Source organism: Chromatiaceae bacterium (genome assembly GCA_016714645.1).
GTDB lineage: Bacteria > Pseudomonadota > Gammaproteobacteria > Chromatiales > Chromatiaceae > M0108.
On record JADKCI010000002.1, the window covers coordinates 238,827 to 264,089 of the forward strand.

The 25,263-nt window shown below is 65.3% G+C and carries 23 protein-coding genes; 19 read left to right on the top strand and 4 right to left on the bottom strand.

What is annotated here, in order from left to right:
• Positions 1–134: 134 nt before the first annotated feature.
• Positions 135–3,707, bottom strand: coding sequence for a pyruvate:ferredoxin (flavodoxin) oxidoreductase (gene nifJ, locus IPN92_08090; GenBank protein ID MBK8638241.1), 3,573 nt, complete (start codon positions 3,705–3,707; stop codon positions 135–137).
• A 210-nt stretch (positions 3,708–3,917) separates the two neighbouring features.
• Between nifJ and rimI the strand changes: the two genes are divergently transcribed.
• The gene (gene rimI / locus IPN92_08095) at positions 3,918–4,421 is read left to right on the top strand and encodes a ribosomal protein S18-alanine N-acetyltransferase (GenBank protein MBK8638242.1); all 504 of its coding nucleotides are present in this window, start codon (positions 3,918–3,920) and stop codon (positions 4,419–4,421) included.
• On the opposite strand, the gene IPN92_08100 is transcribed toward rimI, so the two are convergent.
• The gene (locus tag IPN92_08100) at positions 4,418–5,107 is read right to left on the bottom strand and encodes a CerR family C-terminal domain-containing protein (GenBank protein ID MBK8638243.1); all 690 of its coding nucleotides are present in this window, start codon (positions 5,105–5,107) and stop codon (positions 4,418–4,420) included. The genes rimI and IPN92_08100 overlap by 4 nt on opposite strands.
• 228 nt (positions 5,108–5,335) lie before the next feature.
• Here IPN92_08100 and IPN92_08105 point away from each other — a divergent pair, with 228 nt between their 5' ends.
• From IPN92_08105 to IPN92_08115, 3 genes are all read left to right on the top strand, one after another.
• Positions 5,336–7,873, top strand: a complete 2,538-nt coding sequence (locus IPN92_08105; GenBank protein MBK8638244.1) for a penicillin-binding protein 1A — start codon at positions 5,336–5,338, stop codon at positions 7,871–7,873.
• A gap of 149 nt (positions 7,874–8,022) precedes the next feature.
• Entirely contained in the window at positions 8,023–8,898 is an 876-nt protein-coding gene (locus IPN92_08110) for a hypothetical protein (GenBank protein MBK8638245.1), read from the top strand.
• 105 nt (positions 8,899–9,003) lie between these two features.
• Positions 9,004–9,633 carry an NAAT family transporter gene (locus tag IPN92_08115; protein MBK8638246.1) on the top strand — a complete coding sequence of 210 codons (630 nt, stop codon included), beginning with the start codon at positions 9,004–9,006 and terminating at the stop codon, positions 9,631–9,633.
• Between the two features lie 23 nt (positions 9,634–9,656).
• Here the strand turns inward: IPN92_08115 and IPN92_08120 are convergent, their stop codons facing one another.
• Together IPN92_08120 and IPN92_08125 are read right to left on the bottom strand one after the other, a co-directional pair.
• On the bottom strand, positions 9,657–11,237 hold the full coding sequence (locus IPN92_08120; GenBank protein ID MBK8638247.1) for a Na/Pi cotransporter family protein: 1,581 nt from the start codon (positions 11,235–11,237) through the stop codon (positions 9,657–9,659).
• A gap of 60 nt (positions 11,238–11,297) precedes the next feature.
• On the bottom strand, positions 11,298–12,200 hold the full coding sequence (locus tag IPN92_08125) for a polyphosphate kinase 2 family protein (protein MBK8638248.1): 903 nt from the start codon (positions 12,198–12,200) through the stop codon (positions 11,298–11,300).
• A 236-nt stretch (positions 12,201–12,436) separates the two neighbouring features.
• On the opposite strand from IPN92_08125, the gene IPN92_08130 reads away from it, so the two are divergent.
• The 15 genes from IPN92_08130 to IPN92_08200 all read left to right on the top strand — a co-directional run bounded on the left by IPN92_08130 (position 12,437) and on the right by IPN92_08200 (position 25,205).
• Positions 12,437–13,447 (top strand): ArsJ-associated glyceraldehyde-3-phosphate dehydrogenase, encoded by a 1,011-nt coding sequence (locus IPN92_08130; protein MBK8638249.1) that lies wholly within the window; start codon positions 12,437–12,439, stop codon positions 13,445–13,447.
• Between the two features lie 2 nt (positions 13,448–13,449).
• The gene (arsJ, locus tag IPN92_08135) at positions 13,450–14,682 is read left to right on the top strand and encodes an organoarsenical effux MFS transporter ArsJ (GenBank protein MBK8638250.1); all 1,233 of its coding nucleotides are present in this window, start codon (positions 13,450–13,452) and stop codon (positions 14,680–14,682) included.
• Between the two features lie 108 nt (positions 14,683–14,790).
• Complete coding sequence (locus tag IPN92_08140) at positions 14,791–15,210, top strand: arsenate reductase ArsC (protein MBK8638251.1); 420 nt, start codon at positions 14,791–14,793, stop codon at positions 15,208–15,210.
• Positions 15,211–15,231: 21 nt separating this feature from the next.
• A complete protein-coding gene (arsB, locus tag IPN92_08145; GenBank protein MBK8638252.1) occupies positions 15,232–16,326 on the top strand; it encodes an ACR3 family arsenite efflux transporter in 1,095 nt (364 codons plus the stop codon).
• On the top strand, positions 16,323–16,712 hold the full coding sequence (arsD, locus tag IPN92_08150; GenBank protein MBK8638253.1) for an arsenite efflux transporter metallochaperone ArsD: 390 nt from the start codon (positions 16,323–16,325) through the stop codon (positions 16,710–16,712). Before arsB ends, arsD begins: the two co-directional genes overlap by 4 nt.
• Positions 16,712–18,472 (top strand): arsenical pump-driving ATPase, encoded by a 1,761-nt coding sequence (arsA, locus tag IPN92_08155; protein MBK8638254.1) that lies wholly within the window; start codon positions 16,712–16,714, stop codon positions 18,470–18,472. Before arsD ends, arsA begins: the two co-directional genes overlap by 1 nt.
• Before the next feature lie 28 nt (positions 18,473–18,500).
• Positions 18,501–18,992, top strand: a complete 492-nt coding sequence (locus IPN92_08160) for a tyrosine-protein phosphatase (GenBank protein ID MBK8638255.1) — start codon at positions 18,501–18,503, stop codon at positions 18,990–18,992.
• 44 nt (positions 18,993–19,036) lie between these two features.
• On the top strand, positions 19,037–19,534 hold the full coding sequence (locus tag IPN92_08165) for a thioredoxin family protein (protein ID MBK8638256.1): 498 nt from the start codon (positions 19,037–19,039) through the stop codon (positions 19,532–19,534).
• Entirely contained in the window at positions 19,531–20,259 is a 729-nt protein-coding gene (locus tag IPN92_08170) for a cytochrome C biogenesis protein (GenBank protein MBK8638257.1), read from the top strand. The genes IPN92_08165 and IPN92_08170 overlap by 4 nt, the downstream gene beginning before the upstream one ends.
• A gap of 46 nt (positions 20,260–20,305) precedes the next feature.
• Entirely contained in the window at positions 20,306–20,905 is a 600-nt protein-coding gene (locus IPN92_08175) for a sigma-70 family RNA polymerase sigma factor (protein ID MBK8638258.1), read from the top strand.
• A gap of 153 nt (positions 20,906–21,058) precedes the next feature.
• Entirely contained in the window at positions 21,059–21,733 is a 675-nt protein-coding gene (locus tag IPN92_08180; GenBank protein MBK8638259.1) for a thiol:disulfide interchange protein DsbA/DsbL, read from the top strand.
• On the top strand, positions 21,730–22,608 hold the full coding sequence (locus IPN92_08185) for a DUF4405 domain-containing protein (GenBank protein ID MBK8638260.1): 879 nt from the start codon (positions 21,730–21,732) through the stop codon (positions 22,606–22,608). The genes IPN92_08180 and IPN92_08185 overlap by 4 nt, the downstream gene beginning before the upstream one ends.
• 20 nt (positions 22,609–22,628) lie before the next feature.
• Positions 22,629–23,597: a cation transporter gene (locus IPN92_08190; GenBank protein ID MBK8638261.1), complete on the top strand. Its 969-nt coding sequence runs from the start codon at positions 22,629–22,631 to the stop codon at positions 23,595–23,597.
• A 146-nt stretch (positions 23,598–23,743) separates the two neighbouring features.
• On the top strand, positions 23,744–24,538 hold the full coding sequence (locus IPN92_08195) for a sulfite exporter TauE/SafE family protein (protein ID MBK8638262.1): 795 nt from the start codon (positions 23,744–23,746) through the stop codon (positions 24,536–24,538).
• Between the two features lie 61 nt (positions 24,539–24,599).
• Positions 24,600–25,205, top strand: coding sequence for a formylmethanofuran dehydrogenase (locus IPN92_08200; GenBank protein ID MBK8638263.1), 606 nt, complete (start codon positions 24,600–24,602; stop codon positions 25,203–25,205).
• Positions 25,206–25,263: the final 58 nt, after the last annotated feature.

Sequence of the window (25,263 nt, forward strand, 5' to 3'; positions counted from 1 at the left end):
GGGAGGCCCCTCCAAGGGGTGGGTTGCCAAGGGGTGATCGAAAGGGGTTAGGGGGCGGACTCGGGGCCGGCCGGGCGTCGGGCCGGTAGGGCTGGGGTCCCGGGCCCGGCGCCACGGCGGTCAGGGGCCAGGTCTCACCCCTGCTTGGCCACCGCCAGGTGGGCCAACTGTTGGTAGAGGCTGAAGCGGGTCTCCACATGGCGCTGGGCCAGGCGCAGAAAGCGCTCCGCGTCCTCGGGGTGGGTGTGGTTGAGGACGCTGAAGCGGGCCTCCGTGGCGATGAAGTCCCGGTAGGGTAGGCTCGGCGGCTTGGAATCCAGGCTGAGGGGGTTCTCGCCGACGGCGGTCTTGCGGGGGTCGTAGCGGAACAGGGGCCAGTGGCCGGAGTTGACCGCCATGTCCTGCTGGCGCAGGTTGTTGGACAGGTCCACGCCGTGAGCGATGCAGGGTGAATAGGCGATGATCAGGGAAGGCCCGGGGTAGGACTCGGCCTCCAGGAAGGCGCGGATGGTCTGGAGGTCCTTGGCGCCGAAGGCGACCTGGGCCACATAGACGCTCTCGTAGGCCATGGCCATCATGGCCAGGTCCTTCTTGAAGGTCGCCTTGCCGCCGGCGGAGAACTTGGCGACCGCCCCCAGGGGCGTGGCCTTGGAGGTCTGGCCGCCGGTGTTGGAATAGACCTCGGTATCGAGCACAAGGAGATTGATGTCGCGCCCGGAGGCCAGGGCGTGATCGACGCCGCCATAGCCGATGTCGTAGGCCCAGCCGTCGCCGCCGATGATCCAGACGCTGCGCCGGGCCAGATTCTCGCAGAGGGAGGCGAGGGTCCTGGCCTCCGGTTGGTCCAGGCCCGCCAGCCGCTCCTTCAGCAGGGCGATGCGCTGGCGCTGCTCGAAGATACCCGCCTCGCTGGCTTGGTCGGCCTCCAGCAGGCCCTTGGCCAGTTCCCCACCGACGCGGTCCGCCAGCCCCGCCAGTAACTCGCGGGCGTGGACGGTCTGCTTGTCCACCGCCAGGCGCAGGCCCAGGCCAAACTCGGCGTTGTCCTCGAAGAGGGAATTGTTCCAGCTCGGCCCCCGGCCCTCCGGGTTGGTGGCGTAGGGGGTGGTCGGCAGATTGCCGCCGTAGATGGAGGAACAGCCGGTGGCGTTGGCGACCAGCATGCGGTCGCCGAAGAGTTGGGTCGCCAGCTTGATATAGGGGGTCTCGCCGCAACCCACGCAGGCCCCGGAGAATTCGAACAGGGGCTGGAGCATCATGGCGTGCTTGATCTTGCTCGCGTCCAGGCGGGTACGATCGAATTCCGGCAGGCCCAGGAAGAAGTCCCAGTTGGGGCGCTCCAGGTCCCGGCGCTGGTCGATCGGGACCATGTTGATGGCCTTGCGCAAGGGATTCTTGCGGTTGCGGATGGGGCAGACCTCGACGCAGAGGCCACAGCCCGTGCAGTCGTCCGGGGCGACCTGATAGGTGACCCGATAACCCTCGGGAAAGTCCTTGCCCTTGATGGGGGCGTGCTGGAAGCTGGCCGGCGCAACCGCAAGGCGTTCCGCCGGATAGACCTTGGCGCGGATGGCGGCATGGGGGCAGACCAGGGGGCACTTGCCACACTGGGTGCAGAGGTCTTCCTCCCACAGGGGCACTTCCAGGGCGAGACCGCGCTTTTCATAGCGGGTGGTGCCCAGGGGCCAGGTGCCGTCGGCGGGCATGAGGCTGACGGGCAGGCTGTCGCCCTGGTTCGCCATCAGGAGGGCGGTGACCCGTTGCACGAACTCCGGGGCCTCGGTTGGCACCCGGGCGCTGATGCTGAGGGTGCTGGTGACCTTAAGGGGGATCTGGACCTGGCGCAGGCCCGCCAGGGTGGCGTCAATGGCGATGAAGTTACGCTCCAAGAGGCCCTGGCCCTTGCGGCCATAGGTCTTTTTGACCGCCTCCTTGATGCGGGCGATGGCCTCGGTCTGCTCCAGGACGCCCGAGATAGCGAAGAAGCAGGTTTGCATGATGGTGTTGATGCGCCGGCCCATGCCGGTACGCTCGGCGATGCCATAGGCATCGATGACGAAGAGGTGCAGGCCCTTCCCGATAAGTTGTTGCTGCAGGTGCCGGGGCAACTCGTCCCAGACACGCTCCGGCGGGGTCGGGGTGTTGAGCAGGAAGATGCCGCCCGGGGCGGCCTTGTCCAGCATCTCGTAGCGTTTCAGGAAGATGGGCTGATGGCAGGCCACGAAACCGGCCTCCCCATCACCCACCAGATAACTGCCCCGCAGGGGCCGGGCGCCAAAGCGCAGGTGGGAGATGGTGACCGCCCCGGCCTTCTTGGAGTCGTACTGGAAATAGCCCTGGCCAAAGTTAGGCGTCTCCTCGGCGATGATCTTGATGGAGTTCTTGTTGGCCGAGACGGTGCCGTCCGAGCCCAGGCCATAGAAGACGCAGGCCGTGACCCCCGCCATCGCGTCGGGGCGGAAGGCCGGGTCCCAGTTCAGGCTGGTGTGGCCCACATCGTCGATGATGCCGACGGTGAAGGGGTGCCGGGGCCGGTCCCTGGCCAATTCCTCGAAGATACCCAGGACCATGCCCGGGGTGAATTCCTTGGAGGAGAGGCCATAGCGCCCGCCCACCACCCGCGGCAGTTGCTCCCGCTCGCCCTGGGTGACCGCCTGGGCCAGGGCGGTGAGCACATCCTTATAGAGGGGCTCGCCGTCGGCGCCGGGTTCCTTGGTGCGATCCAGGACGGCCAGGTGGGTCGCCGTGGTGGGGATGGCGGCGAGCAGTCGCTCGGGGGAGAAGGGCCGGAAGAGGCGCACCTTGACCAGGCCCACCTTGTCGCCGCGCGCGACCAGATGCTCCACCGTCTCCTCGGCGGCGCCGAGCCCCGAACCCATGAGCAGCAGGACCCGCTCCGCGTCCGGGGCGCCGATATATTCGAAGGGCCGGTAGTGGCGGCCGGTGAGGGCGGCGAAGCGGTCCATGACCCCTTCTACGATGGCTGGCAAGGCCTGGTAATAGGGGTTGACGGTCTCGCGTCCCTGGAAGTAAACGTCGGGGTTCTGGGAGGTGCCGCGCAGGACCGGGTGATCCGGGTTCAGGGCCCGCTCCCGATGGGCTCGCACCAGGTCGTCGTCGATCAGGGCGCGGATGGTCTCCAGGGCCAGGCGCTCGATTTTATTGACCTCGTGGGAGGTGCGGAAGCCGTCGAAAAAGTGGACGAAGGGCACCCGTCCCGCCAGGGTCGCCGCCTGGGCGATGAGGGCGAAGTCCATGACCTCCTGCACCGAGGCCGAGCAGAGCATGGCGAAGCCGGTGGTCCGGCAGGCCATGACGTCGGAGTGATCACCGAAGATGGAGAGGGCCTGGGCGGCCAGAGAGCGCGCCGATACATGCATGACCAGCGGCGAGAGTTCGCCGGCGATCTTGTACATGTTGGGGATCATCAACAGCAGGCCCTGGGAGGCGGTGAAGGTGGTGGCCAGCGCCCCCGCCTGGAGGGCGCCGTGGATGGCCCCGGCCGCCCCGGCCTCGCTCTGCATCTCGATCACCTCGGGTACCGTGCCCCAGAGATTGGGTACCTTGAGGGAGGACCACTCGTCCGCCCATTCGCCCATGGCCGTGGAGGGGGTGATGGGGTAGATGGCGATGACTTCGTTGGTGAGGTGGGCGACGTAGGCGGCGGCCTCATTGCCGTCGAGGGTGACCATGGACTGCTTTGACATGGCGTGGTTCCGGGCATAGGTAAGGGGTGTGGTCCCCCGAGGGTTACTCTTGATTGTAAACTGAAGTTGTCCCTACGTAACATTAGGGTAATCTAATTGGCCCTGCCTCATGAGGGTGGCGGTTCAGGTGGTGTCGGGCTCGGTGTTAGGGTGGATCGCCGCCTTGCGGCGGGGCCGCGGGAGGAATGGGGGTATGCGTGGAGGTCCGGGATGGTGGTGGCGCTGAGTGACGGAGAGGTGGCGGCTAGCCCGCTCGGGCTGACCTTTCGCCCCATGGCGGACCCGGATCTGACCGCCGTCATGGCGGTCGAGGTGCAAGCCTACCCCCACCCCTGGAGCCAGGAGATTTTTCGCGATTGCCTGCGGGCTGGCTACCACGCCTGGGTCTTGCAGGTCGGCGACCGCCTGGTGGGCCACGGCGTCATGTCCATCGCCGTGGGCGAGTGCCAGATCCTCAATCTCTGCGTCCACCCCGACTGGCAGGGCCGCCAGTTCGGCCGCCGCCTCTTGCGGCGCCTCCTGTCCATCGCCAGCCAGCGCCAGGCCGACACTGCCTTCCTTGAAGTCCGCCGTTCCAATCATGCCGCCATTCATCTTTACCAGATAGAAGGCTTCTGCGAGGTCGGCCTGCGCCGCAACTATTACCCCAAGGGTCAGGGGCGGGAGGATGCCATCCTCATGGCCAAGCCCTTGTTGGGCGCGTTGGCGGATTAGGGGGCCGGGTCGGCGGCGTCCGGGTCGGCTAGCCCGTCGCCCCGAGCCAGGGGACCCAGCGCCAGGATGCCTCCCAGGGAGAAGCGCCACACCCGTTCCACCAGCTCCTCGACTCTGTCCTCCAGGGGCGGCTGGTCTGGATTCAGGCGGCTTATGAGGGGGCGGGCGAGGAAATAACGGAGGATCTGGCCACTGACGCTGGCGGCGGCGTCCACGACCAGGGGGGTCCGGGGATGCAGGTCGAGCAGGTCGGCCACGATGGTCAGGAGTTCATCGTTGCTGGGTTTGATGTGGAGGGCGACGATCCGATCCAGGGTCTCGGTGGGGTGGGCCATCTCCGCCAGGTAGATGGCGCTAAGGTCGGCGTGGTCGGCGGCGTCACCCTTGTCCCCCAGGATCTCCTCCAGGGCTGCCTGAATATAGACCCGGAGCCGCTCCGCCGCCGGGGCCGCGGCGGGCAGGTAGCGGGCCCGCCGCTGGCGGAACATGCCCGAGACCTGCTCGAAGATGGCGGCGTAAAGGCCTTGTTTGTCGCCGAAATAATAATGCACCGAGGCCAGGTTGGCCTGGGCGCGGCGACAGATGTCGCGGATGGTGCCGCCGGCGTAGCCGCGCTTCGCGAAGACCTGGATGGCGGAGCGCAGGAGGCGCTCGCGGGTATCGGGAGAGGTGGGTTCGGTGGACAAGGGTCTGGCCTCGGTCACGCCTGGGAGGAAGGAACAGATTAATGCTTTTGGGGGCCGGGATCGAGTCATGGCGCCCGGCCCGGTGGACCTGGGGTCTGTATTCAGATCAACTCATTGAAATAGATAATTATAATGGGCAGGGCAGGCAAAGAAGGGCCACCAGGTACCGGGTGCCTGTTGTAGAATCCTCCCTCAAATTGACCAGTGGACGCTCACGAGGATCGAGGTTTGGGACAATCCAGGGTGCTTAATCAGGGGGCCAGGGTCAAAAGGCGTCGCCGCGGGCTCCTGGCGCGCCTCGGCCTCATGCTGGCGTCGGGGGTGGCTTTGGGGCTGAACCTGGCGGCGGTGGGGCTGCTGGGGGTCGGGATTCTGATCGCCACCACCCTGGCCGACCTGCCGCGGACGGACTCGCTGCGCGAGGTGCGGTTGCAGGAGCCCATGCGGGTCTTCAGTGCCGATGGCGTCCTCATGGCGGAGTTCGGGGCCGAACGACGCCAGCCCGTGCCCTATGCCGAGGTCCCGCAGCGGCTGGTCGAGGCCTTTCTGGCCACCGAGGACAACCGCTTCTTTCAGCACGAGGGCGTCGACCTCATCGGCCTCAGTCGCGCCGCCCTCAGCTTTCTGCAAACCGGCGAGCGCAGCCAGGGCGGCAGCACCATCACCATGCAGGTGGCGCGTAATTTTTATCTCTCCCCGGAGAAGACTTTCCGCCGCAAGCTCTCGGAACTCCTGCTATCCCTCCACATTGAGCGGACCCTGACCAAGCAGGAAATCCTGGAGCTGTACTTCAACAAGATCTTTTTCGGCCATCGCGCCTACGGCATCTCCGCCGCGGCCGACATCTATTACGGCAAGAGCCTGCGTCAACTCACCCTGCCCCAGATGGCCATGCTGGCGGGTATTCCGAAGGCGCCCTCGGCGAACAACCCGGTCTCGAACCCTAAGCGGGCCCTGGAAAGGCGCGACTTCATTCTGGGGCGGATGCGCGAGTTGGGTTACATCACCCCCCAGGAATATCAGGAGGGGGTGGCCGCCCCGGATACCGCCCGGCTGGCGCGCCGGCCCATCGAGCTGGAGGCGGGTTATGTCTCCGAGATGGTTCGTCGGGATTTGGTGGCCCGCTATGGGGAGGAGGCCGCCTATGGGAATGGCTTCCAGGTCACGACTACCCTCGATTCCCGCTACCAGCGGGAGGCCGAGGGCGCGGTCCATCGCGCCGTGCTGGATTATGACCAGCGTCATGGCTACCGGGGCGCCGAATCCAAGCATAAGCTGGCGGGACTCAGTGACGAGGCCCTCGACACCCTGCTGGGGAAGGCCGGCAAACTACCGGAACTGACCGCCGCCCTGGTCCTGCGGTCCGGTGACAAGGAGGCGGAGGTCTACCTCGGCCAGGGCAAGCGGGCCAAGTTGACCCTGGGCCAGATGAGATGGGCCAGCCGTTACCACAACGAGGACGCCAAGGGCGCGGCGCCGGGCAGGGTCGCCCAGGTGGTGGCCAGCGGCGATCTGATCCGGCTGCGCAAGACCGCCGGCGGGGGCTGGGAGTTGTCGCAGGCCCCGCACGTCTCGGGTGCCCTCAGCGTCCTGGACCCGACCAATGGGGCCCTGCTGGCCCTGGTGGGCGGCTATGACTTCCAGGACAGCAAGTTCAACCGGGCCGTGGATGCCCGCCGCCAGCCCGGCTCCAGCTTCAAGCCCTTCGTCTATGCGGCGGCCCTGGATCAGGGCTGGACCCCGGCCAGCCTCTTGCAGGACAAGCGCCTCGAAATTCGCGTTAATAAAGGCAAGGTCTGGCGGCCCGACAATTTCGACGGCAAGACGATGGGCCCGATCCGGCTGCGTCTCGCTCTGATCAAATCCCGCAACCTGGCCTCGGTCTGGCTGCTCCGGGAGATCGGGCTGGATTCGGCCCTGGATTTCGCCACCCGCTTTGGCTTCGATGTCGCCAGCCTGCCCCACGGCCTGACCCTGGTCCTGGGCACGGCGGCGGCCTCGCCGACCCAGATGGCCGCAGCCTATGCGGTCTTCGCCAATGGTGGTTTTCGGGTCATACCCCACTTCGTGGATAAAATCCTGGATGGCAACGGTACCCTGATCTTCGCAGCCAGGGCCCCCCAGGCCTGCGCCGACTGCTGGTTCAGCTACCCGGAGGCCCCCGCCGGGGCTCGTGCCCTGGGCGCCGCGGCGGGGCCAGCCCCGGAGGCACCGCGGGTGCTGGACCCCCGCGTGGTCTGGCAGATGAACTCCATCATGGGCGATGTCATCCGCCAGGGCACCGGCCGCAAGGCCCTGGAGCTCAAGCGCGAGGATATCGCCGGCAAGACCGGCACCACCAACGAGGTGCGGGATTCCTGGTTCTGCGGCTATCAGAAGGACCTGGTGGCGGTGTCCTGGATGGGCTTCGATGATTTTTCGCCCCTGGGTAAGGGGGAGACCGGTGGCCAGGCGGCACTGGGACTCTGGGTCGATTTCATGGGCCAGGCCCTGGCGGGTAAGCCCGAGGCCACCCTGGAGGTCCCCGCCGGTCTGACCGAGGTGAGGGTCGCCAAGTCCGATGGTCGCCTCACCCGCAAGAAGGGGGATGCCAGCCTGCCGGAGTGGGTGCGCCAGGAGGATGCCCAGGCCCCCGAGGGCCCGGCGCCGACGGGTGAGACCCAGGAGTTCGTCACCGAGGATCCTGGCTACTATGAAAGACCTAAAAGGCCCACGCCCTCCGGCCCGCCCTCCGGCGCGCCACGTCTGATCGACGATCTCTTCTGAGTATCCCGGCGCCCGGGGGCGAGGTGCTATGATTTGGACCGAATCAAGGCGGGCACGACATCCTTGCCCCTGAGTTCTTTTGGCTTGACGGCTGACTTATGCGCCGTCGCCTCCCCAGCCCCTGACCGCCATACCCGGATATTCACCTAATGGATTCAAACCCCATTCTCGTTAAAAACACCCCGACCGATAACATCAACTACTCTGAGTGTAAGATCATCCTGCAGCCCCAGCACTTCCTGAGTGCCCAGGGCTTCAAGGACTTCTGGAAGATCGTCAAGCGCACCGCCAAGAAGCATGGGGTGGAGGTTCTTGAAGACAAGAATGCCTTCGTCAATCAGGTGCGCGAGGTCCTCTTCTATGACACCCCGGATCATGACCTCTACAACAACCATTTCATCGTGCGGCTGCGCTCCTTTTATAAGGGGGGCTGGCCCGATGGCCTGCCGGAATTGACGGTCAAGTTCCGCCACCCGGAATTTGCCGCCGCCGCCGCCGTGAATGTGCGACCGGCCACCCCCGGCTCCCTGGCCCGGATCAAATTTAAGGAAGAACTCCTGCCCCTGCGCGAGGGTCTGGGTGGTTTGCGTTTCATCTATTCCCACAACTGCGTCATGTCCATGCCTCGGGAGCAGATGAACCTGGCCGTGGCGGATTTGACGCGTTCCTTCCCCGCCCTGGCCCAGGCGCAGGCCAATCCCGATCACCGCATGACCCTGGTCAACGACTTTGCCGTCGAGGAGGTGCAGGTCAATATTGGCACCCTGGGCTTTGGCCATGGCATCAAGGCCAAGACGACCATCGCCGTCTGGCGTAATCGCCAGCATGAGAACGCTATCTGCGGCGAATTCGCCTTTCAGGCCAAATACGATCGCCGCGAGGAACTGCACAAGGACAGCATCAATCGGGCCGCCAACTTCTATAAGGCGCTGCAAATGGATGCCTTTGATTGGGTGTCGCTGGGTACCACCAAGACCGCGATTGTCTATGGGCTGGGATCCAAGGTTTCCACCAATCATGAATGATTCCCCTACCTCCGTAGCCTTGCCAACCCGGTATTGAAGGTCCTGTCAAGTATTGAAGGTCCTGTCAACCCACTTTAAAGGGGCAATAATTCGTTGGAATATTCTGTGCAGCACTACTTGTTGGGACTATTCGCGGTCGCGAACAACTTTCCCGCCCTGGCCCCCTTTCTCGCCCTCAGCATGGGCTTGAACCGGTTCCAGAAGCTGGGGCTGATCACCCTCGGCTCGGTGGGCGCCTTCATCATCATGACCACCAGCATGCTCGCCGGCACGGCGATCCTGGGCTTTTTCGGCATTACTATCAGTGCGTTCCAGATCGCTGGCGGTATCCTGCTGGGGGGCACCGGCATGAGCATGCTGAACGCCAAGGGGGCTGGCGATGTTCACGGCAAGGAGGTGGAGAGGCCCGCCATCGATCGCTCCACCCTGATCTCCACCATGATCGTGCCCGTGACCCTGCCCCTGACCACGGGTGCCGGCACTATTTCCACGGTCACTGTCTTTGCCCACGAGGCCGTCCAGGCCCACGCGGACCTCTTTCTCTTCCTGGCGATCTGCGCCATGACGGTCATCATCTTCCTCATCTTCCTGTTCGCCATGTCTCTGATGAGGTTCCTGGGCGAGGTGGGCATGAGTGTCCTGATCAAGGTGATGGGCCTCTTTACCCTGGCGATTGGCGTGCAGTTCATCGTTAACGGCGTCACCAGGATTTACCCCTCCCTGCCTGGCCATTGAGTAGCGCCCCAAGCCCCCGGGGCCTAGCCGGGAGCCGGTGGCTGCCGCGGGGCCTCCAGGCGCACCAGGATCTTGGTGAGGTGGTGCAGGGCCCAGGCGACGAATTCGAAATCCACGAAGAGGGCGCTTTGATCGAGGGACCCGCCGGATGGTGGGCCCAGTTGCTGGCGAATCTCCGCCATGAAGTCGCCATGGATCTTGGTGCGATCACGGATGGCGGTGATGGCGGCGATATCGTCGTCGTCCATGGCCTTGGCCATGGCACCCAGCAATTCCAGGAGGCTGTTATCCAATCCCTGGCGCTGGTCGGGGGCGATGACGCCCGGGATTTGGGCGCGGGCGACAAAGAGGCGCGCGGCTTCCTCCAGGTGGCGGATGCCACTGAGGGCACCGCGCAGGGCGTGGAGCTTGAAGGCATCGCCCTCGCTCATGGGGGCGCGGGAGGCGAGCTGGCTGGCGAATGTCTCGATCGCGTTCGACAGCTTTTCGAAGTTGGCCGAGGGCCCGGAATCCTCGGAGGCATCCCGCGGGGCCCCCGGCTCCCCCGTCACCATCCGCAGCAGCCGCGCCAGTTCCTTGCGGATCAGGGCCAGGGCGGTGGCGGCATCATTGAGCGCCTGGGTGTTCAGAAACTTAGGCGCCCCGGGTACATCGGGCGCCTCGCTGGGCCAGATTTTCTTCAGAAGCCGGGTGACCAGGGGGATGAGGGGCGATATCACCAGCGCGGGGATCAGATTCGAGAGCAGAAACAGGATGGCCAGGCGCTTATCCGTCGCCGCCGAGATCTCCCCGGACAGGGCCAAGACCAGGGGGATGCCCGCCTGTTCCAGGTAATAGAGCCCGACCATGAGGCCGCCACCAAGGAGGCAGAAGAAGTCCTCCATCCGCACCAGCCGGAGGGCCTGACCCCGCAGGCCGGTGGCGAGCATGAGCCGCAGGGTGATGGCCCCCAGATTGGTCCCATAGATCATCAGCGCGGCATCCGGCAAGTCCAGTGCCCCGGCATTGGCCAGGGTAATGATCATCATGGTCGCGCCCGAATTGGATTGGAGGATGGACGCCACCAGGATGCCGCTCAGGAAGGCGAGGGGCGGGGAGGAGACAGCCAGGCCGATGGCATCGCGGAACCAGGGCTCGTCCTTGAGGGGCGCCGCCCCCGCGCTCATTTGTTCCAGGCCGAAGAGAATGAGGCCGATGCCGATCAGGACGCTCGCCACCGTCTGCCAGGAGCGATTCCGCACCACCCCCATCACGATCCCCGCCCCACCGACGAGGAAGGCCACCGCCGGGTGAATGTCCAGGGTGGCGACGAAGGCGAGGACCGTCAATCCGACATTCGACCAGACGATGACCAGGCTGGCGGCATTCGCCGTCAGCAATTCCGCCGCGACCAGGCTCACGCAGATAAAGGTGACTGCGGTGGCGCTCTGCATCAGGGCCCCCGAGGCCAGGCCTAGGGCCAGGCGGGGCAGGGGGCGGCGCGTCGTCCGGGCGATGCCATCGCGGAACCGGCCACCACTCAGGGCTTTGAGGTTATCGCCGACCAGATGCAGGCCGATAAAAAAGAGCCCCAGACCGAGGACAAGGGCGTTAAGGGGGGGCATGGCGCTCCGGGCTCCGCAAGAGACACCCCAGGGGACCCAAGGTGTCTCGGGGTGAGGTCATCAGCCGGCTTGCTTGAGGCTCTTTTCCTTTTTCCTGACCAGCTTGGCGATCTTTTTCTGGTTCTCGGGAGATTCCTCCGACAGGGCCTTGGCGTAATCCTGCTTGATCACCTCCAAATCCACCTCGGTCTTGGGGAGTTGCAGATTCATCCCCTCGATGGCGGCGACGATGACCTCCGAGATAGCCAGGTCGCGGAACCACTTATTGTCCGAGGGGATCACGAACCAGGGCGCCTCCGCCGTGCTGGTCTGGGCGATGGCCTCCTCGAAAGCCGCCGTGTATTCGTCCCAGAGCTCCCGCTCCGCATAGTCCGTCTTGCTGATTTTCCACTCATGATCCGGCTCGTCGAGGCGGACCTTGAAGCGGGCGAGCTGGGCCTCGCGGGAGATATGCAGATAGAACTTGAGGACCGTGGTGTCGTTGCCCGCGGCGAGGAGGTGTTCGAAGTTGCGAATATGTTCGTAGCGCGACTTCCAGACGACCTTAGGCACTAACTGGTGGACCCGGACGACCAGGACATCCTCGTAATGCGACCGGTTGAAGATGACGATGTCCCCCTTGGCGGGGGCATGGGGGTGGACGCGCCAGAGAAAATCGTGGGCGGCCTCCTCGGCGGTGGGCTGCTTGAAGGAGGCGACGCGCGTCCCCTCGGGGTTGAGGCCGGACATGACATGGCTGACCACCCCGTCCTTGCCCGCCGCATCCAGCCCTTGCAGGACGATCACCAGGGCGTTGGTCTTGGTCGCGTAGAGCTTGGCCTGGAGTTCGCGCATCTTGACGAGGAGTTCCTCCTGGCGTTGGGCCGCATCGGCATGGTTCTTATAGTCACCCGTGTCCGCGGGGTCGATCTTGCCGAGCTTGACCTTGGCGCCGGGGACGATCCGAAATTTGTCTATTTTCATGGTTACCAGGTTTTCCCTTGATGGAGATGGCCAGGATGGGGGCGCAGCGCTGGGTATTGTCATTGCCAGACGCTGACGGACTGCTACGTCATATTACCGAAAAAATTTTCCCGAGACGTGATCGGGTCTGACGGGCTTGCCCCTAGCCGGCTTTAACCTGGGGCTTGCCAATATATCCGTTTCTTCGTATATTTTAGCGGACAGATGTAACCACCCACTCACCCGGAGAAATCAGCATGACGATTCGTATTGGCATCAACGGTTTTGGTCGCATGGGCAAACTGGGCTTCCGCGCCGGCTGGGGGAGTCAGGAGTTTGAGATCGTCCACGTCAACGAGATCAAGGGCGATGCCGCCTGTCAGGCCCACCTGCTGGAATTCGACTCGGTTCATGGTCGCTGGTACAAGGACCAGATCAGTTCCCGCCCCGACGCCCTCATCGTCGCTGGCCAGGAGGTCGGCTTTAGCATGGGCGCCACCCTCGAAGAGATCGACTGGGGCGCCAAGGGCATCGATATCCTGGTGGAGTGCACCGGGCGCTTCAAGACCGCGGAGGCCCTCCAGCCCCTATTTGATCAGGGCGTGAAGAAGGTGGTGGTGTCCGCCCCGGTGCCCGATCCGGCCCTGAACCTCGTCTATGGGGTCAACGACCACCTCTACGACCCGGCGGTGCATGACATCGTCACCGCCGCCTCCTGCACCACCAACTGCCTGGCGCCGGTGGTCCAGGTCATGCACGAGAAGATTGGCATCCTGCGCGGTAGCATGACTACCATCCACGACATCACCAATACCCAAACCATCGTGGATCGTGGCCACAAGGACCTGCGCCGGGCCCGCGCCCTGGGGCAATCCCTGATCCCCACCACCACCGGCTCCGCCAAGGCCATCACCAAGATCTTTCCCGAACTCACCGGTAAGCTCAACGGCCACGCCGTGCGCGTGCCCCTGCTCAACGCCTCCCTCACCGACTTCGTGTTCGAGGCGGCCAGGCCGGTGACGGCGGAGGAGGTCAATGCCCTCTTTAAGGAGGCCGCCGCCGGCGAACTCAAGGATATTCTGGGTTACGAGGAGCGACCCCTGGTCTCCGTTGATTTCAAGGGCGATCCGCGCTCCTCCATCGTCGATGCCCTCTCGACCATGGTCATCGATAACACCCAGGTCAAGATCTACGCCTGGTACGACAACGAGTGGGGCTATGTGAACCGCATGATGGATATCACCCGCAAGCTGGCGCGGATGCTGTAGCCATGGATGCCGCCCTGCGCACCTACCTGGTCGTCACCGGCGCCTATTGGGGCTTCACCCTGACGGACGGGGCCATCCACATGCTGGTGGTCCTGCACTTCCACAATCAGGGTTTCACCCCCCTGGAGATCGCCTTTCTGTTTCTCCTCTACGAGGTGTTCGGCATCATCACCAACGGCATGGGGGGCTGGATCGCCTCCCATGTCGGCCTCAACCGCACCATGGTCGCGGGCGGCTTCCTCCAGGTCCTGGCCCTGGGCATGCTGGCGGTGGACCCGGCCTGGTTGACCGTCACCTATGTCATGACCGCCATGGCCCTGTCCGGTATCGCCAAGGACCTCAACAAGATGAGCGCCAAGTCCAGCGTCAAGACGGTGGTGCCCAAGGGGGCGGACGCCGAGACGCGGCTCTTCAAGTACGTGGCCATCCTCACCGGGTCGAAAAACACCCTCAAGGGCGTCGGCTTCTTCCTGGGGGGGCTGCTGCTCTACACGGTAGGCTTCCGGTGGGCCCTGGCGGGCATGGCGACGTCCCTTTTTGTCCTCTATGTTTATGTCGCCTGGGCCTTGCCGTCCGGGCTGGGGACGACCAAGGTCAAGGCCAAGATCAGCCAGATCTTTTCCAAGACCCGGGAGATCAACGTCCTTTCCGGGGCGCGCTTCTTCCTGTTTGGCTCGCGGGATGTCTGGTTCGTGGTGGGCCTGCCGGTCTTCCTGGCCTCGGTGACCGGCTGGAACCATCTGGAAGTTGGCGGCTTCCTGGCCCTCTGGGTAGTGGCTTATGGCTTCGTCCAGGCGGGGGCACCGGCCCTGCTGCGCCAGGGCCATGGCGGCAAGGGACCTCAGGGTAAGAGCGCGCGCAACTGGGCCCTGCTCCTGGCGATCTTCCCGGCGGGCATCGCCCTGGCCCTGATGAATGGCCTTGATCCCGCCCTGTCGCTGATCATCGGCCTCTTTGCCTTCGGCGCCGTCTTCGCCATCAACTCCGCCGTCCATTCCTACCTGATCCTGGCCTACTCGGACCAGGACAAGGTGGCCATGAACGTCGGCTTCTACTATATGGCCAATGCGGCGGGCCGATTGACCGGGACGGTGCTGTCCGGCTGGGTCTATCAGACCCATAGCCTGGAGGGCTGCCTCTGGGTGTCTACCGCCTTTGTCCTGGCGGCGGCGCTGATTTCCTTCATGCTCCCGCCGGTGAAGGGGGAGGAACTGGAAGTCAAGCCGGCAACCTGAGAAGAAAGCGCGGCCCCTCACCCAGGCCGCGCGCTCTTCCTGGTAACCCGGTTGCTAAGTTTTACTGGATCAGGCCGCCCCAGGCGGCTTCCTTTGTGAGAGCGTGCCATGAATTCCAACGTCTTATTTGTCTGTTCGGGCAACTCCTGCCGTTCGCAGATGGCCGAGGGCTGGCTGCGGGCCTTGAGCGCGGGCCGCATCGCGACCAACTCCGCAGGCATCAGTCCCCATGGCCAGAACCCACGGGCTATTGCCGTCATGGCCGAGGCCGGAGTGGATATCTCCGGACAGTCGTCCAAGGAACTGACCCAGGAGCACCTGGATTGGGCCGATCGGGTTATCACCGTCTGTGGGGATGCGGAGGAGACCTGCCCCCTGCTGCCACCCGGGACCCGCAAGGAGCATTGGCCCCTCCCAGACCCGGCCAGGGCCACCGGCAGTGAAGAGGAGATCCTGGCGGTGTTTCGTGCCAGCCGGGATGACATCCACCGCCGCGTCGCCGATCTGCTCGTTCGCCTCAACCACTAAGCCGCCCAGAGGAGAAATATCTTGAGTGCCCAATGTGAAGTCGCCGGCAAACAGGCCGCTGGCGCTCCCCTGAATCCCTTTGAGCGCTGGCTAACCCTGTGGGTCGCGCTCTGCATCCTTGTCGGTATCGGGCTCGGCCAGTTCTTCCCCGCCCCCTTCCAGTTCCTGGGCCGGCTGGAGGTCGCCCAGGTCAATCTCCCGGTGGGGGTGCTCATCTGGGTGATGATCATCCCCATGCTGATGAAAATCGACTTCGGTGCCCTGGGCCAGGTCAGGTCCCATTGGAAGGGCATCGGCGTGACCCTCTTCATCAACTGGGCGGTCAAGCCCTTTTCGATGGCCCTGCTGGCTTGGGTCTTCATCCGTCAGGTCTTTGCCCCCTGGCTGCCGGTTGAGCAATTGGATAGCTATGTCGCCGGGCTGATCCTGCTGGCCGCCGCGCCCTGTACCGCCATGGTCTTCGTCTGGAGCCGGCTCACCGGCGGTGATCCTTATTTCACCCTGTCCCAGGTCGCCCTCAACGACGCCATCATGATCGTCGCCTTCGCGCCGATCGTGGCGCTGTTGCTCGGGCTCTCGGCGATCGTCGTGCCCTGGGCTACGCTCTTGACGTCGGTGGTGCTCTATATACTGATCCCGGTCGTCCTCGCCCAGGTTTGGCGCTACTGGTTGCTTCAACAGGGGCAGGCCCGCTTTGACGCCACTCTGGCGACCCTGGGCCACGCCTCCATCGTCGCCCTGCTGTTGACCCTGGTGTTGCTGTTCGCCTTCCAGGGCGAGCAAATCATCAAGCAACCCCTGATCATTGCCATGCTGGCGGTGCCGATCCTGATCCAGGTCTTTTTCAACTCATCCCTGGCCTATTGGCTGAACCGCCAGGTCGGCGAGCAACACAGCGTCGCCTGCCCTTCGGCCCTGATCGGCGCCAGCAACTTCTTCGAGTTGGCGGTGGCGGCGGCCATCAGTCTTTTCGGCTTTCAGTCCGGTGCCGCGCTCGCGACCGTCGTCGGGGTCCTGATCGAGGTGCCGGTGATGCTGCTGGTGGTCAAAGTGGTCAATGCCAGCAAGGGCTGGTACGAGGCAGGCATCTCTTCGCAATCAAGGGGATGGTCATGAACAAACTCGAAATCTTTGAACCCGCCATGTGCTGCTCCACGGGCGTATGCGGTGTCGAGGTCGATCCCGTGCTGGTCCAATTCAGTGCCGACCTGCACTGGCTGGCGGGGCAGGGGGTCGCAGTCAGCCGCTACAACCTGTCCCAAAATCCTGGGGAATTCGCGGTCAATCCGCTGGTGCTCCAGGAGTTGGCGGCTGGGATGGAGCGGCTGCCCCTGACCCTGGTCGACGGGCATATTGTCGCAATCGGCGCCTATCTATCGCGGGACCAGTTGCTCCAGAAACTGGCTTTACCGCCAACAGCTACGGCAACGGCCCCCCCGACCAAGCCCCACCTCAAAATCCCCGTCAGCGGTTGCTGCACCCCCGGCAGCGGGTGCTGCTGATGGCTATCCCGGACGCCCGCACCCGCCACCTCTTCTTCACCGGCAAGGGCGGCGTCGGCAAGACCTCGCTCGCCTGTGCCACCGGCCTGGCGCTCGCCGATGCCGGGTGCCGGGTGCTGATCGTCAGCACCGATCCCGCCTCCAATCTGGATGAGGTGCTGGGGGTGGCGCTGGGTCAGATCCCGACGGCCATTCCCGACGCAACCGGACTCTTCGCGCTCAACATCGATCCCGAGGCCGCCGCGCACGACTACCGGGAGCGGATGGTCGCACCCTATCGCGGCCTCCTGCCCGCCGCGGCCATTACCAGTATGGAGGAACAGTTCTCCGGCGCTTGTACCCTGGAGATCGCCGCCTTCGATGAGTTTTCCAAACTGCTCGGTGCGCCGGAGGCTACGGCCGGGTTCGATCATGTCATTTTCGACACCGCTCCCACCGGCCATACCCTGCGCCTGCTGACCCTGCCCTCGGCCTGGAGCGAGTTCATCGACTCCACCACCGGCGGCGCCTCCTGTCTCGGTCCGCTGGCCGGGCTGGAACAACAGCAGGCGCTCTATACCGCAACGGTGGCCCAACTCGTCGACCCGGCGCGGACCACCCTGGTGTTGGTCAGCCGCCCGGAGACCGCCGCCCTGCGCGAGGCCGAGCGCACCCGCGAGGAACTGGCGGCGCTGGGGGTGGGCAATCTGCATCTGGCGCTCAATGGCGTCCTGGCCGTGGCCGAGACCGACGATGCCATCGCCGACGCCATGATGCGCCGCGGCGCCGCGGCGCTGGCCGCGCTGCCTGCCGGGCTCGCCGCCCTGCCGGCGACCGTTACCCCGCTCCTGCCACTGGGCACGCTGGGGCTCGATGCCCTGCGTCAGATGGCAAATCCAGCGCGGGTCCAGCCGTCGAGCGCCGAGCAGGACACCGACTGCCCCCTGCCGGGGCCCTTGTCATTGCTGGTGGACGAGCTGGCCCAGGCCGGACGCGGCGTCATCCTGACCATGGGCAAGGGCGGCGTCGGCAAGACCACGCTGGCGGCGGCGATCGCTGTCGCGCTGGCCCGTCGCGGTCATCCGGTGCATTTGTCCACCACGGACCCGGCCGCCCATGTGGCCGAGGCCCTTGGTGAATCCCTACCTGGCCTGAGCGTCGGTCGCATCGACCCGGTGGCCGAGGTCGCCGCCTATCAGGCCGAAGTGCTGGCCAAGGCCGCCGCTAACCTCGACCCCAACGGCCGGGCCATGCTGGCAGAGGACCTGCGCTCGCCCTGTACCGAGGAGATCGCGGTCTTCCGCGCTTTCGCCCGTGCGGTGGATGGCGGTCAGGACGGCTTCGTGGTGCTCGATACCGCGCCCACCGGCCACACCATCCTGCTCCTCGATGCCGCCGAGGCCTACCATCGCGAGGTCTCGCGCACCCAGGGCGACCTGCCCGAGGCGGTGCGCCAACTGCTGCCGCGCCTGCGCGATCCCGTCTTCACCCGGGTACTGGTCGTTACCCTGCCCGAGGCGACACCGGTCCATGAGGCCGAGCGTCTGCAACAGGACCTGCGTCGCGCCGGGATCGAGCCCTTCGGCTGGGTCATCAACCAGAGCCTGCTGGCCAGCGGCACCCACCACCCGCTGCTGCGCCAGCGCGGCCTGGCCGAGGCCCCCTTTATCAGCCAGGTGGCTACGACACTCAGCCAGCGGTGCGTCTTGGTTTCCTGGCGGTCCGAGCCGCCCGTCGGGGTGCGCGGCCTGGAACAGTTGACCCAAGCGGCGGTCTCTTGATAACCCTCTCCATCATGGAATCCATAGCATGTCTCATCCCTACGATAAGTTGACCCTCGCCAACGGTGGCACCCTCATCTTCACCCCTTGCCCCGGAACCAAGGACACTACCCTGGATGATGCGGTCCTGACCCTGAAGGAAGCGGGTGCCCAGGCCCTCATTACGCTGATGCCGGCGGACGAAATGACAAAATTCGCCGCTGCTTCCTTGCCTGGCTGTTGCGCCGATTACGGTATCTCATGGTTCCACCTGCCCGTGGAAGACGATCAGGCCCCGGATGAGCGCTTCGCGGGCGCCTTCGCCACCCATAAAGAGGCTCTGCTGTCCTTGCTGGAGCAGCAGGGGACCCTCGCCATTCACTGCCGGGGCGGCTCGGGCCGTACCGGCTTCATGGCGGCTATCTTGCTCCGCGAGTCCGGCCTGCCCTGGGACGAGGTCGTGCGCCAGGTCCAGGGCTTGCGGCCCCACGCCTTGAAAATGCCCGTGCATCTGGACTACCTGGCACAAACTTATCCCTGAGGGTTGGACACGCCGGCGCCAGCCTTGCTGGCCGTGACCGAGCCATGGCTCACCCTCCCCAACCCACCGCCGCCCCCCGGCGGGAGATCACCATGAAGTACCGGACCACCCTCCTCAGGCTCATGGCCGTCGTCGCCCTGATCGGCGGTGGCATGGCCATGCAGCACTGGGTTGGCAATCGCCAGCCCGCGGAAACCGCGGCGGTAGCGCCGCCCCACCCCGAAGTCGCCGTCGCGGCACGCCTGCCCACCCTGATGGAATTTGGCATGGAGAGCTGTGCCAGTTGCCGGGCGATGCAGGGCCAGCTCGATAAGCTGCGGGCCCGTCACCCCGAGACGCTGCGGGTGGTCACGGTCAACCTGAAGGAACAGCGGGCGCTGGCCGACCAGTGGCGCATTCGCGCCATGCCGACGCAAATCCTGCTGGATGCCGAGGGCCAGGAAATCGATCGGCACTTGGGCTTCATCACCGCCGAGGCCATCCGCGCGCGCTTTGCCACCGCCGGCCTATCCTTGGACGGTCCCGAGGGGCTCGCCCCATGAGCGGGATGGCCATCTTGTCGGACGCCCTGGGCGCCACCCCCCTGGTGGCTTTGCCCGCTGCCCTTGCCTGGGGCCTGGCCAGTATCTGGCTCAGTCCCTGTCACCTGGCCGGGGTGCCACTGGTGGTTGGCTGGCTGGCCACGACCCCCGCGGCCAGGTCCGCGGTCGGCTCGCCACCCGCCACCGCGGTGACGGGGCGCCGCCATACCCTCATCGTGCTGGCCTTCGCCTTCGGAATTTTGCTGAGCCTGCTGCCCCTGGGCGCGGTGGCGCTCCTCCTGGGCCGCCTCGCCGGTGACCTGGGCTTTTCGGGAAACTGGCTCGCGGCGCTGCTCTGCCTGGTCGGGGGACTGTACTTGCTGGACTGGTTGCCCTTGCCGAGCATCGGCAAGGGCTTGCCGCAGCCTACCCGGCGCGGTCCCTGGACCGCGCTGCTGCTGGGGTTGGTCTTTGGCCTGGCGTTAGGGCCCTGCGCCTTTGCCTGGATCGCCCCCGTGCTGGGCGTCGCGGGGCTGCAGGCCGCCGGTGGCTTGATTTTGCCGGCACTCCTGTTGGCGATGTTCGCCCTTGGCCACCTCTTGGGCGTCTTGCTCGCCGCCGGCTCCCTGAGCCTGGTGCAACGCTGGTTGGATGCCCTGGGCCAACATCGGGGACTGGCCTTGGGGCGCGCGGCTTGCGGCCTGTTGCTTCTGGTGATGGCCGGGGCGCTGATCAAGGGTGCCTGAGATGCCACCCGTCACCGCCCAACCGAGCCTGACCCGGTCGTGTCTCATGACCGCCTGGACCGCGCACCAGCGCGAAGTCCGTGCCTGGTTGGTGCATCAAGTGAGGGATGTCAGCCTGGCCGAGGATCTGTTGCAGGATCTTTTCATCAAGGCGTTGGCTAATGACCAAAAGTTTTGCGAAATGGCCAATTCCCGCGCCTGGCTCTATACCGTGGCACGCCATGCCCTGACCGATCATCGGCGGCGGTGTAAGTCGTATCAAGCCTTGCCGGAAGACCTGGTGGCCCCCCAGGAGGAGACGGCACCCGTGGCGGCCCTGGCCAACTGTCTGCCAAGGGTACTGGCGGACCTGGCACCGGATGACCGCGAGGCCATCACCCTCTGTGACCTCGATGGGCTGAGCCAGGAGGCTTATGCCCGCTTGAAGGGCCTCACTCTTCCCGGGGCCAAGTCGCGCCTCCAACGGGCCCGTAAACGGCTGCGCGATCAACTGGCCACCGCTTGCCAGGTGCGCTTTGATGAGACCGGGAGGGTCTGCTGCTTCATCCCGCGACATGGCCGCGGCCATGCCGTTGCGATGCCAGTCAGTCGGCCCTCTAACGACAAACCTGGGACCCGTAATAAGGGTCTCGGTCCAACGTCATGAGGCGATCGTGCGGCGCAGCCTTGCTCCAGGCGGGACCGGATCGCGAGCCGATGGATGTTTTTTTGCGCCCATGGCAACCTCTGGCGCATCTTTTTTTCACCTCGTTCGTCTTCCGACTTATCCCCACCTTTCTACTTGATACCGAGGAATGCCATGGCCATGACCCGTCGCGATTTCCAGGCTCTTTTATTCGGCGTGCTCGGTAGCGCCCTTTGGCCCGGCGCCTGGGCAACGGTATGGGTGGAAGACCGGGATTGGCAGGCTCTGCCGGTTCCGGCTGGTAATTCCCCGGGGCCGACGGTCAAGGTTACGGAGTTCTTCTCCTACGGCTGTCCCCATTGCGCCGCTCTCAATCCCCTTATTACCGCCTGGGCCCGGCAATTGCCCGCCGATGTGGAGTTTCAGCGCTTGCCCGTCACCTTTGGACGCACGGCCTGGACGAGCCTGGCGCGTCTCTATTACGCGCTGGAAATGGATGGCAGCCTGGCGCGTCTGGATCAGGCGGTCTTCGCTGCCGTTGGTAAGCAAGGGGTCAACCTCTACAGCGAAAGGGCGATCCTGGACTGGGTGGGCCAACAGGGCCTGGACACGGCGGCCTTCCAGGAGATCTTCGCCAGCTTTGGGGTCGAGATCCGGTTGCGCCAGGCCCAGGCGATTGCCGAGCGGTTTCGTGTCGATGCCGTGCCGAGCATCGTTGTCGATGAGCGCTATCGCGTCATCGGCGATGCCGGCCGGGGCCACGAGGGCCAACTGGCCATTGCCACTGGGCTGATCGAGCAGGCCCGGGCGCGGCGCCAGGCCGAGGCTTTGGGGGGGTCGGGTTCATGATCAAGAACGCCCATGCGACGCGCGCCTTCATGGCCTTTCTGGTGACCTGGTCATTCATCCTGCTCACGGTGACGGGTATCGTTCTCTACGTGGTCCCCCATGGTCGGGTGGCCAACTGGACCTTCTGGTCCCTGGCGGGGTTGCACAAGGAAGGTTGGGCCGATGTGCATATCCTGTTCGGAGCCATCTTTATCCTTGCCGGGGTCTGGCATCTCTATTTCAACTGGAAGCCATTCATGAACTATCTGGCCCAGCGCGCCCGGGGCCACTGGACATTGAAGCGCGAGTTACTGACCTCGCTCGCGGCCACGCTCGCCTTGACCCTCGGTGCCCTCTATAGCCTCCCGCCCGTGAGTTGGCTGTTTGACCTGAATGACGCCGCCAAATCCGCTTGGGGCCGGGGGCCCGGACAAGAGCCACCCTATGCGCGGGCCGAGGCTACGCCCTTGCCGATGCTGGCCGAACGACTGCACCTGGATCTGATAGCGGTGCGCGGTGAGTTGGGCAAGGCCGGCATCGATGCCTCCGATCCAACCGCCAGTCTGGAGACCTTGGCCCGCGCCCATGAAATGACCCCTGCCGGGCTATTTGCCTTACTGCCTAAGCCACCACCCCTGGCCATCGCCGGTCGCGCCGATCCCAAGGCGATCGAGGCGCGTCTGACCGGCATGGGTATTGGCGCCAAGACCCTGGCGGATTTCGCCGGGCAGGAAGGCCTGCCCCTCGCGGATGCTCAGCGCCAACTTGCCGCGGTGGGTATCGAGGCCACGGGGGAAGAAACGCTCAAACAGTTGGCCGAGCGTCACGGCACCCGTCCGATCGAGATCGCCAAGAGCCTGTTGGTTACAGGTTATCACCCGCTGGGTCAACCCTGAGTGGTCCGCGCGGCCCAGCCATGCCGGTCCGTGGCCAGCCCCTGGGGTCATCCCCGGCCGTCGGGAGATCTGACGTGAGTCACCAGGAACACCATCACCCGGAAGCGCCCGATTTCAGCCGTGCCTTCGGCATTGGCATCGGTCTTAACCTGCTCTATGTCGCCGTGGAGGCCTTTTACGGTTGGCAGGCGGATTCCCTCGCCCTCCTGGCCGATGCCGGCCATAACCTGTCCGATGTGGGCGGGCTGGCAATGGCCTGGGGCGCCGCCCTGGCGGCACGGCTCGGGGCCAATCCCCGCCACACTTATGGATGGCGACGTGGCTCCATCCTCGCCGCCTTCGCCAACGCCACGGTGTTGCTGGTCGCCATGGGCTCCCTGCTCTGGGAGGCGATCGACCGGCTGCAAGCGCCCGTCGCAACCGCCAGTCTGACCGTCATCCTGGTCGCGGCGGTGGGCGTGGTCGTCAACGGCGTCACGGCAGCCCTGTTCCTGTCCGGGCGCCGGTCCGACCTCAACCTGCGCGGCGCCTTCCTGCATATGGCCGCGGATGCCCTGGTCTCCCTCGGGGTGGTCGCCTCCGGGACGCTCTCGTGGTGGCTGGGCTGGGGTTGGATCGACCCGGTGACCGGTATCGCCGTGGCTTTGGTCATCCTGGCGGGGACCTGGGGCTTGTTCCGGCAGTCCCTCCATCTGCTGTTCGATGGCGTTCCGGATCAGGTGGACCTCCCCGCTCTCACGACCTGGCTCGGCGAGCGCCCGGGGGTGGCCGAAGTGCATGACCTGCATGTGTGGGCCATGAGTACCACCGAGACCATCCTCACCGTCCACCTGGTCATGCCCGAGGGGCATCCCGGCGACGGTTTTCTTGCCGAGATGGCCACCGCGCTGCACGAGGGTTTCGCTATTGACCATCCCACGGTACAGATCGAGATTGGCCGGTCGGAGGGCGGATGTGCCCATCCGCTCACCTGTCCGCCGCGGTCCTGAGCGGGCCCCCAGGGTAAACCCACTGCATCCTTTTGCCATCCCCTGCGTCTTCTCCTTCACAGCGGCGATCCTGCCGCCATCAGCCACCCACCAGAGAACCGAATCGTGCCGCGTACTGCAAGCGAGGTCTTCAGTCAACCGCTGGAATACCCTGTCCATGCCTTTGCCGGGCCGCGCGAGCCGCGGGCGACGTCGTGACCTTGTTGCTGCTCGCCGCTCTGGCCACCTTTGCCCTGACCACCCTCTTCAGCATGGCCGGGGTGGGGGCGGCGCTGGTCCTGATCCCGGTGTTTCTGGCCTTCGGCATCGAACTGCACACCGCCATGGCCACGGCCTTGCTACTCAACGCGGTGGGGATGGCGGTCGCCTCCGTTACCTTTGTGCGCAAGGGCCTGGTGGATTGGCGGCTGGTACTGCCCATGCTGGTGCTGGCGGTGGGTCTTTCCCCCGTCGGGGTCTGGGCCGCCCATGGCATGGATCCTATCCCGCTTCTCTGGCTCTTTGTGGGGTTCCTGCTCTTTGCCGCGGGGATGCTGTTGCTGTATCGCCCAAGGCCGCGCCCTTCCCAGGCGACCCTGACGGCGACTCTGGCGCTGGGGCTGCCGGTGGGCGGGGTAGCCGGCTTTATCGGCGGCCTGTTGGGGGTTGGGGGCGGTAACATCATCGTCCCGGCCCTGGTGGCAGCGGGCATTGCGCCTCAGCGTGCCTCCGCCAGCGCTTCCTTCGTGGTGATTTTCGCCTCCTTGAGCGGCTTTCTCGCCCAGGTCCAGGTCGCCCGCATCGACCCCAGCCTGCTCGGCGTGACCGCGCTCGCCACCGTCGCTGGGGCGGCCCTGGGGGCGTGGCTGGCGACGGAGCGCCTGTCGGGCCCGCAGTTGAAGCGCATCATCGCCCTCGTGTTGCTCGCCGTGGCGGCCAAGACCGCCTGGGGGCTGCTCTAACCTCACCGGCGGGGTTTCCCGCCGGATCTCCACCTCCAACCCGGCACCAGGAGTCACTCTAATGATCGACGACCATCAAACGCTAATCAAGGCGCTCGAATTCCACGGCCATCGCTGCTGGGCCAGCGTGGCAGGAGTCCGTGCCGGGCTTGCCGCCCTGCGCGAACTGGGTGTCAAACGCTCGGGAGGTCGCCAACTACATGCCTTCGTCGAGATTGGCGAGGATCACGGTGGCATCTGCTTCGGGGATGGGGTGCAGTACGCCACCGGCTGCACCCTCGGCAAGGGCAATCTGGAAAAGACTCCTTACGGCAAACTCGCCGTGACCGTCATCGAACGGTCGAGCAACCGGGCCCTGCGCATCGCCTATAAGCCGACCCTGCAACAGCAGATCGCGACCTCCGCCTTCATGGTCAAGCGCGGCCAGGGGATTGAGCCCGATGATATTCCCGAGGCCGAGGCGATCGAATTGGTCGACCTGATCTGGAATGCGCCAGAGACGGAGGTGCTGACAGTGGGCGGTATGTTCCAGTTCGAGCGCGACTGGCTGCCGGAGGTCATGGGCTTCGTGCCCTGCGCCGCCTGTCATGAACTGACCGCGCGGGCCTATCTGCGGGTGGTGGGCGCAAAGCATCTGTGCATCCCCTGCTCGGGGTATGAGCGGTGAGCGCGGTTCGCGCCACTGGCCCTGTTCCATATCCGCGCCCTGGGGCGCTCCACCTTCC

Coding starts and splice junctions, on each gene's coding strand:
- nifJ (MBK8638241.1), bottom strand. CDS start 3,707: ATGTCAAAGCAGTCCATGGTCACCCTCGACGGCAATGAGGCCGCCGCC.
- rimI (MBK8638242.1), top strand. CDS start 3,918: ATGGTGGTGGCGCTGAGTGACGGAGAGGTGGCGGCTAGCCCGCTCGGG.
- IPN92_08110 (MBK8638245.1), top strand. CDS start 8,023: ATGGATTCAAACCCCATTCTCGTTAAAAACACCCCGACCGATAACATC.
- IPN92_08120 (MBK8638247.1), bottom strand. CDS start 11,237: ATGCCCCCCCTTAACGCCCTTGTCCTCGGTCTGGGGCTCTTTTTTATC.
- IPN92_08125 (MBK8638248.1), bottom strand. CDS start 12,200: ATGAAAATAGACAAATTTCGGATCGTCCCCGGCGCCAAGGTCAAGCTC.
- IPN92_08130 (MBK8638249.1), top strand. CDS start 12,437: ATGACGATTCGTATTGGCATCAACGGTTTTGGTCGCATGGGCAAACTG.
- arsJ (MBK8638250.1), top strand. CDS start 13,450: ATGGATGCCGCCCTGCGCACCTACCTGGTCGTCACCGGCGCCTATTGG.
- IPN92_08140 (MBK8638251.1), top strand. CDS start 14,791: ATGAATTCCAACGTCTTATTTGTCTGTTCGGGCAACTCCTGCCGTTCG.
- arsD (MBK8638253.1), top strand. CDS start 16,323: ATGAACAAACTCGAAATCTTTGAACCCGCCATGTGCTGCTCCACGGGC.
- arsA (MBK8638254.1), top strand. CDS start 16,712: ATGGCTATCCCGGACGCCCGCACCCGCCACCTCTTCTTCACCGGCAAG.
- IPN92_08160 (MBK8638255.1), top strand. CDS start 18,501: ATGTCTCATCCCTACGATAAGTTGACCCTCGCCAACGGTGGCACCCTC.
- IPN92_08165 (MBK8638256.1), top strand. CDS start 19,037: ATGGCTCACCCTCCCCAACCCACCGCCGCCCCCCGGCGGGAGATCACC.
- IPN92_08170 (MBK8638257.1), top strand. CDS start 19,531: ATGAGCGGGATGGCCATCTTGTCGGACGCCCTGGGCGCCACCCCCCTG.
- IPN92_08175 (MBK8638258.1), top strand. CDS start 20,306: ATGACCGCCTGGACCGCGCACCAGCGCGAAGTCCGTGCCTGGTTGGTG.
- IPN92_08180 (MBK8638259.1), top strand. CDS start 21,059: ATGGCCATGACCCGTCGCGATTTCCAGGCTCTTTTATTCGGCGTGCTC.
- IPN92_08185 (MBK8638260.1), top strand. CDS start 21,730: ATGATCAAGAACGCCCATGCGACGCGCGCCTTCATGGCCTTTCTGGTG.
- IPN92_08190 (MBK8638261.1), top strand. CDS start 22,629: ATGCCGGTCCGTGGCCAGCCCCTGGGGTCATCCCCGGCCGTCGGGAGA.
- IPN92_08200 (MBK8638263.1), top strand. CDS start 24,600: ATGATCGACGACCATCAAACGCTAATCAAGGCGCTCGAATTCCACGGC.